The organism is Levilactobacillus mulengensis (assembly GCF_003946045.1).
Classification (GTDB): domain Bacteria; phylum Bacillota; class Bacilli; order Lactobacillales; family Lactobacillaceae; genus Levilactobacillus; species Levilactobacillus mulengensis.
In genome coordinates this window covers 72,220-86,678 of record NZ_RHNW01000003.1, presented here as the reverse complement: position 1 = coordinate 86,678, position 14,459 = coordinate 72,220, and the positions used below count along the sequence as shown (strand labels likewise).

Genomic DNA, 14,459 nt, shown 5'->3' with positions numbered 1-14,459 from the left:
GGTTAACTATTTAGTTATGAAACGATGAATACAGGGTAATCCTACTAAATATTCGGGTTTCGGGGTAATGCGGTTTACCTTGCAGAAATCAGGTGGGAATGCACGGGCAGAAGGATTGGTAACGTCCATTTAGTTCCGCTAAACTCGAGTTAGCCTAGGTTGTGTCACCTCCAGGGTGATGAACGACCCCGGGCGACCAACTTACTTAGCGTTTTATACCAATTTAAAAAGCCGCCGACGGGTTCGCCAGCGACTCTAGGAGGATGATTTTATGCGGAAGGTCACAAAACTAATGGCAGCAGGTTTAATCGCCGCGACTGTTGGGGCAGGCATGCCTGGTATTCCTGCTCAGGCGGCTTATAAGCCGATACCTAAATCACTTCGTGGAACCTGGAAGACTAAGGGAACTGCCAAAAACCGGCGAACACTACATGTTACGACAAGTAAGATTTACGCCACCATTTATCATAAATATGGAAAGTACTGGCAAAACTTTGATTTAGGACTGGCCCAAGCCCACCTAGTCAAGTCTAGCAAGAATACCTATTCGATTAAGGGTATTTTCGTAAACTCTGGTAAGAGCGGGACTATGCCTGGCTACATTATCCATGTGAAGAAAAAAGGAAAGCTCGTTGGTGTTAAAGGTATTGATGCACAGTCTGTAGCACATAAATATGTCTGGTACCACAAATAATCCTTACACAAACAAAAAATTTATGGTACGCTAGCATCTCGTGGGAAATTTAAACGAGGAGCAACACAATGCCTAAAAATTTCAAAGAAGAATTACTTTTCACAGCCGTTATGGCGGGACTCATGGTCTTGGTCATGGCTGGCTACAACATCGCCTTAGCCGACGGATTTTCACATCACTTCATCCGCGAAGTCCTGACCGGCTACCCGCTGGCCCTTATCGTCGCCGCCATTTGCGACCTGGGGATCATCGGCCCCGGCGTCAAATACATCTTTTTCCACTTTATCATTAACGATTACATGAAAAAGAAGCAGATTCGTATCGCCCTCACCATCTCAGTGATGATGGTTGCCGGCATGGTCACCCTGATGTCTCTGTTCGGGATGGTCGTTACCCAAAACTTCGGGAGCAACTTCTTCCTCACTTACCTGCACACTTGGATTTTCAACCTGTTCATGGCTCTGCCATTACAGCTGTTGATTGTTGGGCCAATCGCCCGCGCTATCCTGGGTGCCGTGCAAAAGCGGACTGCCCCAGCCGAAGTCTTAGAAACCAAATCAGTCGAAGATTAACTAACTAAACGTCGCCGCTACCAACAAGTAGTGGGGACGTTTTTCTTTTTTCGCGGTCCCACGCCAACGAAAAAATAAGCAGTGCCAACCGAAACTTTTGCGGTTGGCACTGCTTTTAGTTTCTATATTAACGATTGTGAACTCAATGCTCCGCCCGCCGAACATCCCCAACGATATCGTCACCACTAAAGTCATGTTGGCGGTAAGCGGCGTCCGCAATCGGCAAGTGCTGGGCCAGCGTGCTAAAAGGCTGAACGTCCACCTCACCCGTGACGCTTTCAAAGTCTAGCAAATGACCGCCAAAGCTGTGATCAGCCGCCAGGAAGTGATCGTGAAATCCGGCGACCGCAATGCCATCATAGAGTTGTGGCGCGTAGTAGCCAATCAATGTCCCCTCAACCTCACCGCGGGAGAAAATCTGTTGCTGCTGCGCGGCTTGGGCCAACGTTTGATACGGCGGCTCGGATTTAGCAACGGCCCGCGTCCGGATGGCGGTGAACAGCCCCGTAATTTTAACGGAGAAGAAGGCATTATCCAGCTGAGCCAGTGCGCGAATCTGCTGGTTGAGGTCGGCTTGACTGGCGCCCAGCACCGTCATCAACGGTTGGTAGTCGGCGTAGTGAACATTGGCAAAGGGTAGCGTGAAATCCCCGGCCACCTCATGGACGTCACCTTGCGCGTTAACCTGGTACGGGTGACCGTCAAGAATAATCAGCTCACCATCGAGGCCTTCCCCGGTCCCAATTCCCGTGTCGCCATGCCGCAAGAGCTCGGCCATGGTCAGGGTGCCGGCTAACAGTCCGGGCACCAGCAGAGCCAACGTGCCGTGTTGGTAAAGTGTCGTTGTATCCTTCATTAGGTATGCTTCCTTTCGCAGTTCTTTGTCTCTACGATACCGCGCGTGGTGGGGATTGCAAGGGGCATGCCTAGCAAAAAAGCCCATTCGTTTAACCGCGAATGGACTTAAAATCAGGTCATCTTTATTCTGGCGATGTACTAGCGTTCCGCAACCTGCAACCGCGGCCAGGTCCGTTGCCACTGCTTAGCCGCCATTCGCTGCTGATAGATTGCGAGGTGCTTGGCATCCTGCTGGTAAATAGGTACTTACTACCAAGCGTAACCAGCAAACTTCTCATCCGCACTCTGCACCATACTAACAATATCATCTTCCGGTAAATCACGACTCTTAAATTTATCAGCGACTAATTTTTGTAAGACATCATCAATATACTTTCTTGCCTCACCTGATGCATACATTTCCTTATAGAGTCCAGTACTTTTCTTATCTAGGAAAACTATTGTCGTAATTTCCTGAAATTCATCCATAGACAGTGGCATTGAGACAACATTCTCAATAAATTCTTCTTTTGCAACTCGAATCATTTTTTTACTGTCATCTTCTGAGAACTGATCGAGTAATTTTTTTGAAGTATAGGAACCAACTGCTCCACCCACGACTGCTCCAATTGGTCCCAGTGAGGAGCCCAACACTGACCCAACTACCATGCCTGTGGTTGTAACACTAATATTCTTAGTCAGTTGATTCATCGAAATTCTTCCACGTAAAAAGTCAATTGTATCAGGACCATACGAAATAACAGCAACTACTGTTCCACCAGCTAATTTACCCACCTTCGCTAGCTCCTTACTACTACGGCTTCCCCAAAGATTAATTGCTAATTTTTTGCCCATATTTGAACCAGCAAATTGACTTGAAAAAGCGTATACACCCGCTCCAAACAACATTGGTTTAGCAAATCCTAAAAGCGACATTTTTAGAGCCGTCTTCATATCTGCACCATTCCATTCTGCAACAGTAAAAGTCCAAACTGCTGTTACTGTTGCCATTGGCAATGCTGCAGCTGCGCCAGCTTTTAAATCAGTACCTACTGAATACGCTAACTTTTCACCAAAGGTGACACTTCTTGTTTCAATTTTTCCATTACTATCACGAACTACTTTGTTGTTATCTCCTCGCACTGCAATTGTTGAGTGACGATCAAAAATTGATTTAGTCGCAATTTCCGCCTGTTCATAGGTTAACGCACCACACTTAACATAATTGGCAGCATTTTGAGGGTTTGTTTCTCCTGAAACTTTTCCTTGTTCAATCTTCTTACCCATCAATTTAATCGCCTGATTGTACTGATCTTTCGGGCACTCTAATATCTCCCCCCTACTTGCATAATCACCTTTTATGAATGCATCGACAGATCCACGGGCCGTCGTATAATATTTGGTTTGAATTTTCTGACCATTAACTACTCTATCAGCCCCACCTTTCTCGTGCGTTCCACCCCATCTCACAGCTTTTTTTAGCTTTAATGCATCGTTTGCATGGCCTGCCTGTTCACCAGCATGTCCGTGTCCTTGGCCGCCACCAAATCGATCGGCAACTTGATTGAGAATAATCTCTTTAGAAAGTGTCTGATTTAAATTAAACGCTCCCGTCCTAAATCTTGTCATATTTTTTTGAAACTGCTTATACTCATATGCCTTATTCGCACTTTCAGCTGCATTCTTAATCGCCATTATACGATCAGCTTCCTGATTCGTTTCATCAACGATCATGTCCAGTTCGTTATTATCCTCAGCAGAAAATCGATTTAAAACCTGGCTGACATTATGAGTCCACCCCAACTGAATAACCGTCATTAATATGTACTCAAGGTGGGCAGCTAACTCTTCACTTGATAATGTTCGCTTTTGTTTTCCGTTATTATTTTCATACCAAAGAATAAGCTTACTACCCTTTCGAAGAACATAATATAAATTCTGAAAATAGATAATTTCAGTTTTCGCTCTATATTTTTTCTGTTTAGAATCAGTCACCTCGGTCTTATCTTCAACCTGATACTTAATTACAATACCAGCAGTTAAAACCGTGTACCCGTATTCCAAAAAGGCCATCTCATTATCCGCAGGCTGTGCATTATAAACTATTGGAAAAACACCACTATTATTGGAATCTAGCGACGTTCCGTGAATAAATGCCCGTATACGGTTATACGGAAGATCATCCGGCATAATTTTTATGTCTGAACCTCTACCAGAACTCTCCACTTTTTGTCCTAAAGCTTCCACAAATTCATAAGGTGTTTCAATTATAGAATCTATTCTTTTCCAGCTAGCACGGTTACTGCTGGCAGATAGCCCATCACGAACCTGAAATACAATTAAAACAGCTACAATGACTAAAATTAATGTTTTAAAACCTAGCCCTACCCATAAAAAAGCCACAAGAAATGGTATACCTAATGTGGCTCCCCAGAGCACCTTTCCTTTCGTATTCAATTCATTTTTTCCAAACCAATAACAAAAAAATCCGACTAGAATATAGAGTATAAAGAGCATAGTATGACCTCCCAAAGTTTATTGTAAGAACTTACCTATAATATTTACTATTATCCTACTTTAAGTTGCATAATTCCCGATAAAACATACAACATTCAAGAACCCTCTAAAGTTTTATTACGTTTTATTATGGTCTGAGCTACGACTCACTTTTTAGAATTCAGAGAACAAAAAGATTCTAGTCTAAAAGCTTGTTAACTGGACTTGCATCATCTTATAAACACTTTGCTTGCTATCTTCTTTTCTCCCGCCCCAACTGAATCATCTGCCGCACCCAGCGCTGGGAATAATCATACTTCCTAGTCAGCTCCGCAATGTTGTGGCCGTTGTATTCAGTCAGAATCTGCTTGGCGACCTTATCCCGGTTGTAGAGCCGCATGGGAAATGAGACCTGCTGACCGCGGTAAAGCTCATAAATCTTTTCGGTCAGCTCCTCCCCCACCAACTCCACCAACTGGGCGTACGTATCCTGTAATAAATCCACTCGCATTTTCATTCAAAACTCCTCCTTCACTGACTTCTACACTTCACAGAGTAGCAAACGTGCACGGTTAGCTAAAATGGCATTGGCCGTACACGCGACCGGCAATTTTCCCGGCACTATGCCTCCGGTTTTGCTAAGATTCTGCGAATGGTGCGACTAGAGTAATTGTGCTCACGAGCCAGCGTGACCACGCTAACGCCCTGGTTGTACGCCTGTCGGATGGCCGTGGCCTCCTTTTGCTGGTCCCACAGCCGCTTGGGGAAACTAATTTGGGAGCCGCCAAAGTACACGCACAACTTTTTCGTGGCCTTAGGACCCACCACCCGTGCCAGCTCCTGGTATAATCCGTGCCAATTTTTAGTCTCATCCATCGTCATCAACTCCATTGCTTACGAATTAACTTGAGTTTACAATGACAAATAGACAGAATATGTCCACCTACTAAAAAAGGAGGCCGCCAAATGAATGCCGCCTACCGTCAATTAACCATCTTTCAATTATTGCTCACCAATCATCTCATCAGGAAAGCCGAACTAGCCGACCAATTTCACGTGAGCTCGCGCATGATTCAACGGGATATCAGCCAAATTCGCCAGTTTTTTACCGACCAACAACTCTTCTACCGCCTAACCTATGATCATCAATCCGGGGGTTATCAGCTAGCAACCACCCAGGCCACCGTTTCCAAGCAAGCACTACTCCTCTTGATTAAAATTGTGCTCGCCAGCCGCGCCCTAACCACCGAGGAAATGAATAAGACTATCGACGGCCTGCTCCAGCTCATCCCCGTGGCTGATCAAAATGAAATCCGCCCCATCATCAAGAATGAACGCTTCTACTATCAGCCGGTCCATCACGGTCGACCCTTGCTCGACGCCGTTTGGCAACTCACCGGCTACATCAGCCACCGCCAGACCATCACCATCACCTATCAGCGTCAGCACCGCGAAATCGTGACCCGTACTATCCTGCCCGAGGCCATCATTTTCTCAGAGTACTACTTCTACGTGGTCGCCTATAATGCCAAATACAAGAACAATCTCTTCTACCGGGTCGACCGGATTCTTCACACCCAGGTCAACAATCAACAGCCAATTACCCGGACCCGTGCGGAACGCGTCGAGGATGGTGAGATTCGCCAGCTAGTCCACTACATGCAGCCGGGTAGGAAGCTCACAGTCCGCTTCAAATTCTGGGGCATCGTGGAGGCGGCCCTCGACCGCTTTCCGACAGCCAAAGTAATCAAGCGTTGCCCCGACGAAGGTGCCGTCTTGATTGAAGCGATAGCGTTCGACCGCGGCGCTAAGATGTGGTTGCTCAGTCAGGGCGCCCTAGTTCAGGTCCAATCTCCCAGTGACTTTGTTGCGGACATGCGCGCCGAACTACAACGGACTTTAGACCGCTACTAACATACAAAAATTTATGACACCATCAAAAAAGACGCTTGGGCGCAAGTCCAAACGTCTTTTCCTATTTCTTCTCGCCATGTTCTTCGCGATGCTTCTGAATGATCTGGCGAATCCAGCGCTGCGAGTATTCATATTTTTTGGTTAACTCAGCCAAGTTGTGACCGTCGTACTCCTCAACGATTTGTTCGGCGACCTTGTCGCGGTTGTAAAGGCGCATTGGAAACGAAATTTGCCGGCTCCGATACATTTCATAAATCTTCTCGGTTAACTCTTCACCCACTAATTCATAAAGCTGAGCGTATGATTCCTGTAGCAAATCAACCCGCATTCCAATTGATCATTCTCCTCACTGTAATGTTTTTTGCCTTTATAGCGTACCAAAGGTGTACGGCCGGTCAATTGCCCCTGAATGAATTCAGAGGCTTGTCGCTCACGTGTCTGACGACACAGTAGTCCAACATGCCTATTAGGCACTCCTACTCGTAGTGGCAACATCATCGGGTAATTGACAGCTACCCGTTTAACTATCAGGATCTACCCAACAGTCGTTAGTTTCTTAATCTTTGGTCTCTTGACACCATTCAACCATTCTTGACCCAGCATCTCGATATTCATGGCTCCTAATCGATCATCGTTACAACGATATTGGCATTGGGCACACCAATACTCATGAGTATCGTGGTGCCGGTTGGTTTTCTCAACTAATCCACACTTGGGACAGCGTTGTGAAGTGAATGCTGGACTCACTTTCAAAACAGTACTTTGAATGGCTTGAGCCTTGTACATTAAGAAAGATTCTAGCTGGAAAAAGGCCCACGAACGATGGCTATTACGCAAGGATTTAGGCAAATCGTTAGTATTGAATGTCACATTAGTTAAGTCTTCCAAAACAAAAAGTGTATGCGACCCATATGCCGCAACGAGTGTCTTAGCTAGCCAATGATTCACATCGGTCATCCAGCGGTTCTCTCGTTGAGCTAGTCGTTTCAGCTTCTTCTTGGCAGATCTAGTTCCCTTGCTTTGTAATTGCCGACGAATTTCTAAGAACTTCTTTCGCTTACGTAAGATTTTTTGACCATCAAAGAATAGCGTCTTTCCTTCACTATCAAAGGCAGTCGCTAGGAAACGTAATCCACGGTCGATACCCACGATTTTAGGATTATCCTTAGTATTGAAATCACTAACTTCTTTCGTGATGCCAATATGCAAGAACCACTTACCCCGATTGTGGACTAACTTAGCGGTACCTAGTTTCCAGTTGTCGGCAAAGTATTTTTCAAATCCCTTGCTAGTGAATTTTAACTTAGTTCGTTTACCTAGAGTCGTTATTGAAATCTGTCGCATCTTGTCTACAAAGGAATAATTACTCTGGCGTACCAAGTCTGCTTGTGGCCGACGAAACTGGATGGGTTGCACTAACCAGTTCAGGTCTCTAGGAACTTGAACCCACTTTTTTTCCTCGTTCTGGTAACGGTAAGGATGTTGCTTCATTTGTTCCTGAACCGTTTTGTAGCGAGCTACTACTGTCCGAAAAACAGATTGGACCATCTGACTATTGAGTGGTGATTCTTGTCTAAATATTTTGTACAGATGGTGGTTGATTTTTAACCAGCTCAACTGAAACTCATGGTCAAAGATCCATTGACTGACAATATTGGCTAATTGTTGATACTCTTGACTCATTGCTAAAAATTGTTCTGCTTGATTCGTGTCTGGATAGAGTCTCAGCTTAATTGTCCGCCCTAATTTAACCAATGGATACCTCCCCTGTAGATTGGATTAAGTATACCATGTTTAGCCCTTTGGGGGAACGTATGTTTCAAAAAAATATTATTAAGTTCTGGCATTCATCCCACGATTAAAATCGCAGGTTTTCTGCTCTGTCTTTAATAAAACTATGTTCGACCTTACACCCATAAGGCATTATTCCAGTTTGCCTTCTAAGTAACAGTGAATTTTCTCTTGTATAATTCCTTTTCTTTTGAATGAATCCTACAATTTTTACGTCATTTGGCGTATCATTAATTCAGTTAATCAGCTGAACTGATAACGATTCACATCACAACATGAGGAGTCTTTACATATGAGAACCTGGAAATTGGGTTTAGCAGCAGCCCTACTCTTACTGCCATTGACCTTTGGAACCACGTCCGCTGCAGCCAAGACGACCACGGCAACTGCCAAAACAACCACCACGAAGACCACTAAAACGGCGAAGCGCACGACCCCGAAGAAACACTATTTGATTGTCATGGGCCACGGTGCCGGCGATCCGGGTGCCCGCGGAAATGGGACGACCGAAGCCCACTTTTTGCGGCAACACATGCTGCCCCAGCTGCGGAAGTACGCCAAGGAAGTTAAGCACAGCACCATCACCTTCTACAATCCCAAGCACAACCTGGTCAGCGACACGCTCTACCATCACAAGGGGAGCTACAAGCTGAACAAGCACACGACCGTCATCATGTTCCATCTGGACGCCCCTGCCGGTCACGGTGGCCACGTCATCATTCACAAGAAGCACCCCACGGTCCGTGACAAACGCTTGGCCAAGGTCATCAAGAAATACGTTGGCTTGAACCGAGCCTACAACGGCTACAGTTTTCGGACCAACCTACGGAACTGCAACGTATTACGGCGCCGGGGTATCGACTACAGTCTGGTCGAATCCGGCTTTATCACGAACAAGACTGACGTTAAACATCTGAAGAAGCACATGGCTAAGATTGCCAAGGGTGATATTGAAGCCATCACTAACGAGAAGATCAAGTAACCGGGTTCCCGCGCTAACCGTCTTTCTTCGGACCCTTGATTCAGTGACAAAAAATGAATATAATCAGGCTCTTCTTGACAGTGCAACACACTACCGTTTCACTAAAGGTAGATAAATATTAGAGCGCAAATAAAAAAGGAAACGACAGTCTCGATTTTTGAGAATGCCGTTTCCTTTTTATATATATAAACCCTCTAAACGAGGGCACAATGGAAACTTAAACGCACTTAGCTATCGCTTACGTAACTTTCTAGGCAATGCTAATGTTGCCTAGGTCTTCTTCTTTACCGCACTCAATTTGTCAATTAGAAACAAATTTGTTTTAAATACTACCCCGTCCTTTGTTACACAAAGGACGGTTCATTGGGGCTACACGCCCCAGGCCCCAGCTAACCTATGTAACTAATCAAATCACTCCTTGCAGTCGTTAGCATAAAGATAAACCACACTTTTGTCAAGTCTGCTAATTATCACGTTTATCGTGAAAATAACAATTTGCCAACTAGTTTCTTCCAGTACTTCTAATTTGTTTTTCCAAAGTGCGCCCGAATCTTTGAAAGTTCAAAAAAACCATTCAAACCCAGACCATCTATTTTCCACACCAAAATCACCCCAGTAATGATTGGCAAACAGGTGATACCAAACAAAACCAAAACAGGTGTGACACCCATCAAATTATCCTTCACTTTAGGTAATTGCATGACACACGCGATTATCAACACGTCCCAAGCGAAGAATCGCGGCAATAAGGTAAAGAACAACTCATTGTATACTCTAAAGCCCTTATGTTTTAACGACAACATATACACAAGATTTACAAAAGAGAAAAGAACTGCAAAGAACAAAATCGTACTGAGTCCAACTAAATCCAATATATTTAGCTGTCCCAAATATCCATTCACAATTGAAAATGCATCAGAAAACTTATAGAACAGATAAGCACCTAGATTGATTCCTAATAAAGCCCAAACTATCTCAGTCACAACCGCCGAGCTCGCTGTTTTCTTCTCGGAATTTTTCTTAAAACCACTTTCCAGCGTTTCCTCTGCACACTTAAAAGGGTCACCTAGCAATTTTATAATCTTCTCTGCCTTATTGATAATTTCTGAGTTAACCTTCTCTTTATTCTCGGGAGAGGTACGAATATTCCAATCAGATTTCAACAACAATCGACATAAAAGTCTAAAGCTAATTAGCAATTTATCCTCTGTAATTACATCCTGCAATATTAGTTTTTCATTCAAACCAGCATAATATTGAATACAAATATCATCCAAATCAAGATTAGTCCTTTTTGCTTCATTGAGGTCGTACTTCACTAGCCTAGATCTTAATCCCTTAGTAACCTTTATACCCCGCGTTGCGCTAAGGCAAGTTCGAAAAAGTTCCAAAGACTCCCTATCAATCTTACTCACATGAGTTAGTTCAAATAAATCTGCTCGCCAACTCGATTCTCCGTGAAGGTTGCTAATTTCATCATTTTGTCTTTGGAATTTTCTTGCTATCTGCATTGCAGTAACAGCGGCAATAAGTGCCGCAAAAACCGTAGCAATTGCTCCCCACATACACTCACCCTCCTTAATTACTTAACTTTAGACACTTAAAGTATACCATTCAGAAGAGGCAAAAAAACTGCTCTGTTATTAACCGTTCTTACCATATCCTCTCAACTTATTCTTCATTATAACTCTACGTTATACAGCATCTGGATTTAAAATTATTCATACTTTTCATTAATTTAGCAGGCTCATATCCATCGTACGCTTCAACCATTTATAGGGCAGCCTTAAGGTGATTCAAAAATAGTTAATCTAATAAATCACATTATCCACATACCAACCGGTATTCTTGTAACCACAAAACACTCAAATCACACAAGAATCTGCCTTTCCTGACGTTAAATTGGCGTATTAATGGCGCATTACATCCTCCGCAATGTCTTAATCTAATCATGTACCAAAAACTAACTATGGAGCGTGATTTTATGTCAACAGAAGTTGCAGATATTTCTAGTTACCAAGATGATTCATTAGCATTCATGCAGAAACTCGCTGTTTATGCTAAAAGCGTCATTATCAAAGTAACTCAAGGTTCAGCTACGGGTGATGCCTACGTGAACCCCAAGGCTAAGACACAAGTTGCTAACGGGTTAAAGGTCTTTAAGACCGTGGGGGCTTACCATTATTTCAAAGGTAACTCTCAAAAATACGGGGATTCTGATCCGATTAACGAAGCCAAATGGTTTGATAAAAACCTACAAGCTATCGGCCTGGATAAGTCCACCGTTGTTGCTATCGATGTTGAGGATCCTGTCGTCATGCAGTCTGCTACCCATGACATCAACCTATTCTTACAGTACCTTAGCCAACAAGGCTACAAACACTTGGTTGTTTACGCCTCGGCTAGCTGGTTTACCTCTGGCCGCATCAATAAGTCACAGTTGTTTAACAACACTCCAATCTGGGTTGCTGCCTATAACAATGTTGAGCCTGGCGTTGACAATGCTGGAGCCTGGCAATACACCGATAACGGACACGGTCTGCACGTCGATTTCAGCTATGACTTTGATGGCACTTTACTCGGCGAGGTTACAACCACTGGGACCAGTACTGGAACTGGAACCACTACGCCAACGAAGCCAGCTGACCCGATGCACCAACATGCTGAACAAGTTTATACCTATTTCAATAAAAAGGGACTTTCAGACGCGGCTATCTGTGGAATCTTGGGAAACTTCCAGCACGAATCCTATATCAACCCCACACAATGGCAACTAGGTATGCCACACACTTGGTCAATGTCTTCCTCTACTGGGTATGGGATTGCCCAGTTCACGCCAGCTGGCAAAATCAAGGCTTATGCCGACAAGCATGGCAAGTCCGTCAGCGACATCAATGTCCAATTAGACTACATCTGGGGTCAAGTATCTACAAATGGTTTCTATGGTGGCGGCAAAACGTTTAAGCAGTTTGCCCACAATACGAACCCTAAGACTGCCGCACTCGATTTCTTACGTGGCTACGAAATGCACCAACCAATCAGTGACGCGGCGGCGGAACGTGAAAAATTTGCTGCAAATTGGTGGACCATTTACAACAAGGGCAATGCCGGAACTTATGGCGTTAACACGCGAAAGATGGACACCAAAGCGGCACAAGCTACGCCTGATGGCTACAGCATTGACCTCTCAGGCTCATTTACCTTTGATACGAGTTGCGCTGTTCGCAATGAACCTAAGATGAGTGACGCTGGTGTCGCCACTTATACCGATGGTGGTACGGTTAACTACGACAAAAAGATTAAGACTGACGACCATTTCTGGTTATCTTACGTTTCAGCCAGTGGCGTTCGTCGTTACGTTCCTTACGCTAACACAGCTACCGGCGTCTACTTCGGTAATGATCATAACCCCAAAGATCCTATCTCTTCAGACTCTGGGTCTGAATCGACTGGGTCTGGTTCAACCAGCTCTGGTTCAACTGGTGAAACCGGCGGCACTGCAGCAACCACACCAGAGATGTATACCATTTCCACCTCAGGTTCATTTACCTTTAACACAAATTGTCGTGTACGAAGCACTCCCGTCATGAGTGACACTGGTGTTGCAACCTATACAACCGGTATGACAGTTAACTACGATAGCAAAGTTAAAAACGATAACCATTTTTGGCTATCCTACCTTGTATCTAGCGGTGCTCGTCGTTACGTCCCTTACGGTAATATTTCTAAAGGAACCTACTTTGGGTCAGATACCACTCCTAAGGATCCTATCAAACCAGCAGAATAGAAACCTCGTAACTCTTAACACCTCTCCAATAGGGAGGTGTTTTTTAATTTGACACTGTTAAAAGGGGACCGAGTACGCCAAATAGCTTCTATATGTAACACCATCAGTCATAATACCGTTGTACAAATGTGCCCCCTGAATACCCAGAGAATAGCTCGCTTCATCTAAATTATGACATCATTTTGCTTCGTCTAAAGGCCTGAGAAATTGCATATGCAATTTCTCAGGCCTTTTATTTCGAACTACGTTTACCAACTTGCACGACCCACCTATCAGGTTAAGGCTCTTGCTTCTTAAAACCTATCCTCTGTCACAACCCTATTCCTCTTACTGGATTTTCATTAAATCTGCAGTGTCTTTTCACCAAACCCGCAGTGCCCCTGCAGTTGAAACCTTCAATTCCATCATATTATGGTATTGTACCAAAAAACCAAAGGAGACTGATTTATCTGCTAGCAATAAATCAAAGTCTCCATGAAAAGAGATGATTTTTATGCCCGATAATGCGGACGCGCTTAATTGGTTCGCGCTATTCACAGTAATCCTTATCGTTGCTTACTACGTTCTCCATCCGCTAGTTCAGGCTAAGCTCAAGACCTTGCATAACACCCGACTGCAGCAAGCACTCAAGCTTACCGATCAACTAGCTACAATCATTGTTCCTGAGATTGCCGTCATGAGTAATCTTGGAAAATCCGAACGTAAAGATGAAGCAATCCGTTTTGTAACATCTAAGCTCAATAATCATGGCATTACGTTATCCCCATCCGTGGTTTCTGCTGCTGTAGAAAACGCTTATCAGCTCTACAAACATTTAGTGGCTGGTGATCAACACCTTGATTTATAAGGAGGTTCAATGATGGTTCTAAGTATCGGCTCGGTTCCCAACAGAATCGAAAAACTTACCATATCAGCTGATGCCTTACTTCCACCCTTCTGCCAACTCTACCGCAAAGCAGGCGATGACCATGAGTCTTAGAGATATCGCTACTCTGGTAGGTGCTTTAGGCTCATTCGCCATGGTTATTTGGTCTATCATTCACGCCCATACTCGCGACAAGCGACAAGCGGAGCAAGACCGAACCAAGTGGGAGGAATGGATTATGGCCCAGGTGAAACATAACTCGGCGGAAGCATTGACTAATATGCAAGACAAGTTGGACGACTTACAGAGAGACTTCGACAACCTATCTCATGAGAAAGAACACATGGCCCAGCAATATGAGCAGCAAATTTCAACTCTTCGCCGAGCTAACACTATCCTTCGCCAGGAAAATGATAAGTATCATGCCAAGTACGGTAACTTGTAACACTAACATTCAGTCGTCTATCTAGACGGCTTTTTTTATACCCAAATTTCTAGCGCATTAGCGCTTTTTTTATACA

The 14,459-nt window shown here is 44.3% G+C and carries 14 protein-coding genes; 7 read left to right on the top strand and 7 right to left on the bottom strand.

The genetic code is table 11. The features are described from left to right. Window positions 1-271 precede the first annotated feature (271 nt). A complete protein-coding gene (locus EKM84_RS04290) occupies window positions 272-694 on the top strand; it encodes a hypothetical protein (RefSeq protein WP_125764031.1) in 423 nt (140 codons plus the stop codon). Between the two features lie 68 nt (window positions 695-762). Then, entirely contained in the window at window positions 763-1,266 is a 504-nt protein-coding gene (locus EKM84_RS04285; RefSeq protein ID WP_125764029.1) for a DUF2798 domain-containing protein, read from the top strand. A gap of 142 nt (window positions 1,267-1,408) precedes the next feature. Here EKM84_RS04285 and budA read toward each other — a convergent pair whose 3' ends face one another. The 4 genes from budA to EKM84_RS04265 form a co-directional block, all read right to left on the bottom strand. Continuing rightward, window positions 1,409-2,122: an acetolactate decarboxylase gene (gene budA, locus EKM84_RS04280; RefSeq protein ID WP_125764027.1), complete on the bottom strand. Its 714-nt coding sequence runs from the start codon at window positions 2,120-2,122 to the stop codon at window positions 1,409-1,411. Between the two features lie 251 nt (window positions 2,123-2,373). Then, a complete protein-coding gene (locus EKM84_RS04275) occupies window positions 2,374-4,620 on the bottom strand; it encodes a hypothetical protein (protein WP_125764025.1) in 2,247 nt (748 codons plus the stop codon). Between the two features lie 232 nt (window positions 4,621-4,852). Next, window positions 4,853-5,116, bottom strand: coding sequence for a Mor transcription activator family protein (locus EKM84_RS04270; RefSeq protein WP_125764023.1), 264 nt, complete (start codon window positions 5,114-5,116; stop codon window positions 4,853-4,855). Window positions 5,117-5,220: 104 nt separating this feature from the next. Continuing rightward, window positions 5,221-5,475: a Mor transcription activator family protein gene (locus EKM84_RS04265; protein WP_164511309.1), complete on the bottom strand. Its 255-nt coding sequence runs from the start codon at window positions 5,473-5,475 to the stop codon at window positions 5,221-5,223. A 90-nt stretch (window positions 5,476-5,565) separates the two neighbouring features. Here EKM84_RS04265 and EKM84_RS04260 point away from each other — a divergent pair, with 90 nt between their 5' ends. After that, window positions 5,566-6,513, top strand: a complete 948-nt coding sequence (locus EKM84_RS04260; protein WP_125764019.1) for a helix-turn-helix transcriptional regulator — start codon at window positions 5,566-5,568, stop codon at window positions 6,511-6,513. 61 nt (window positions 6,514-6,574) lie between these two features. Here the strand turns inward: EKM84_RS04260 and EKM84_RS04255 are convergent, their stop codons facing one another. Beyond that, on the bottom strand, window positions 6,575-6,841 hold the full coding sequence (locus EKM84_RS04255; RefSeq protein ID WP_225418139.1) for a Mor transcription activator family protein: 267 nt from the start codon (window positions 6,839-6,841) through the stop codon (window positions 6,575-6,577). Window positions 6,842-7,047: 206 nt separating this feature from the next. Further along, complete coding sequence (locus tag EKM84_RS04250; protein WP_125764015.1) at window positions 7,048-8,268, bottom strand: RNA-guided endonuclease InsQ/TnpB family protein; 1,221 nt, start codon at window positions 8,266-8,268, stop codon at window positions 7,048-7,050. Window positions 8,269-8,596: 328 nt separating this feature from the next. On the opposite strand from EKM84_RS04250, the gene EKM84_RS04245 reads away from it, so the two are divergent. Continuing rightward, window positions 8,597-9,286 (top strand): N-acetylmuramoyl-L-alanine amidase, encoded by a 690-nt coding sequence (locus tag EKM84_RS04245; RefSeq protein WP_125764013.1) that lies wholly within the window; start codon window positions 8,597-8,599, stop codon window positions 9,284-9,286. Window positions 9,287-9,807: 521 nt separating this feature from the next. On the opposite strand, the gene EKM84_RS04240 is transcribed toward EKM84_RS04245, so the two are convergent. After that, window positions 9,808-10,851 carry a hypothetical protein gene (locus EKM84_RS04240; protein ID WP_125764011.1) on the bottom strand — a complete coding sequence of 348 codons (1,044 nt, stop codon included), beginning with the start codon at window positions 10,849-10,851 and terminating at the stop codon, window positions 9,808-9,810. Between the two features lie 419 nt (window positions 10,852-11,270). On the opposite strand from EKM84_RS04240, the gene EKM84_RS04235 reads away from it, so the two are divergent. The 3 genes from EKM84_RS04235 to EKM84_RS04225 all read left to right on the top strand — a co-directional run bounded on the left by EKM84_RS04235 (window position 11,271) and on the right by EKM84_RS04225 (window position 14,383). Beyond that, window positions 11,271-13,073, top strand: coding sequence for a phage tail tip lysozyme (locus tag EKM84_RS04235; protein ID WP_164511308.1), 1,803 nt, complete (start codon window positions 11,271-11,273; stop codon window positions 13,071-13,073). Window positions 13,074-13,566: 493 nt separating this feature from the next. Further along, window positions 13,567-13,920, top strand: coding sequence for a phage holin, LLH family (locus EKM84_RS04230; RefSeq protein ID WP_164511307.1), 354 nt, complete (start codon window positions 13,567-13,569; stop codon window positions 13,918-13,920). Between the two features lie 172 nt (window positions 13,921-14,092). Then, the gene (locus EKM84_RS04225) at window positions 14,093-14,383 is read left to right on the top strand and encodes a hypothetical protein (protein ID WP_125764005.1); all 291 of its coding nucleotides are present in this window, start codon (window positions 14,093-14,095) and stop codon (window positions 14,381-14,383) included. The last annotated feature ends 76 nt before the right edge of the window (window positions 14,384-14,459 follow it).

Bases quoted from the DNA above. Each gene is read 5' to 3' on its own strand.
- EKM84_RS04290 (WP_125764031.1), top strand. From the start codon at position 272: ATGCGGAAGGTCACAAAACTAATGGCAGCAGGTTTAATCGCCGCGACT.
- EKM84_RS04285 (WP_125764029.1), top strand. From the start codon at position 763: ATGCCTAAAAATTTCAAAGAAGAATTACTTTTCACAGCCGTTATGGCG.
- budA (WP_125764027.1), bottom strand. From the start codon at position 2,122: ATGAAGGATACAACGACACTTTACCAACACGGCACGTTGGCTCTGCTG.
- EKM84_RS04275 (WP_125764025.1), bottom strand. From the start codon at position 4,620: ATGCTCTTTATACTCTATATTCTAGTCGGATTTTTTTGTTATTGGTTT.
- EKM84_RS04270 (WP_125764023.1), bottom strand. From the start codon at position 5,116: ATGAAAATGCGAGTGGATTTATTACAGGATACGTACGCCCAGTTGGTG.
- EKM84_RS04265 (WP_164511309.1), bottom strand. From the start codon at position 5,475: ATGGATGAGACTAAAAATTGGCACGGATTATACCAGGAGCTGGCACGG.
- EKM84_RS04260 (WP_125764019.1), top strand. From the start codon at position 5,566: ATGAATGCCGCCTACCGTCAATTAACCATCTTTCAATTATTGCTCACC.
- EKM84_RS04255 (WP_225418139.1), bottom strand. From the start codon at position 6,841: ATGCGGGTTGATTTGCTACAGGAATCATACGCTCAGCTTTATGAATTA.
- EKM84_RS04245 (WP_125764013.1), top strand. From the start codon at position 8,597: ATGAGAACCTGGAAATTGGGTTTAGCAGCAGCCCTACTCTTACTGCCA.
- EKM84_RS04240 (WP_125764011.1), bottom strand. From the start codon at position 10,851: ATGTGGGGAGCAATTGCTACGGTTTTTGCGGCACTTATTGCCGCTGTT.
- EKM84_RS04235 (WP_164511308.1), top strand. From the start codon at position 11,271: ATGTCAACAGAAGTTGCAGATATTTCTAGTTACCAAGATGATTCATTA.
- EKM84_RS04230 (WP_164511307.1), top strand. From the start codon at position 13,567: ATGCCCGATAATGCGGACGCGCTTAATTGGTTCGCGCTATTCACAGTA.
- EKM84_RS04225 (WP_125764005.1), top strand. From the start codon at position 14,093: ATGGTTATTTGGTCTATCATTCACGCCCATACTCGCGACAAGCGACAA.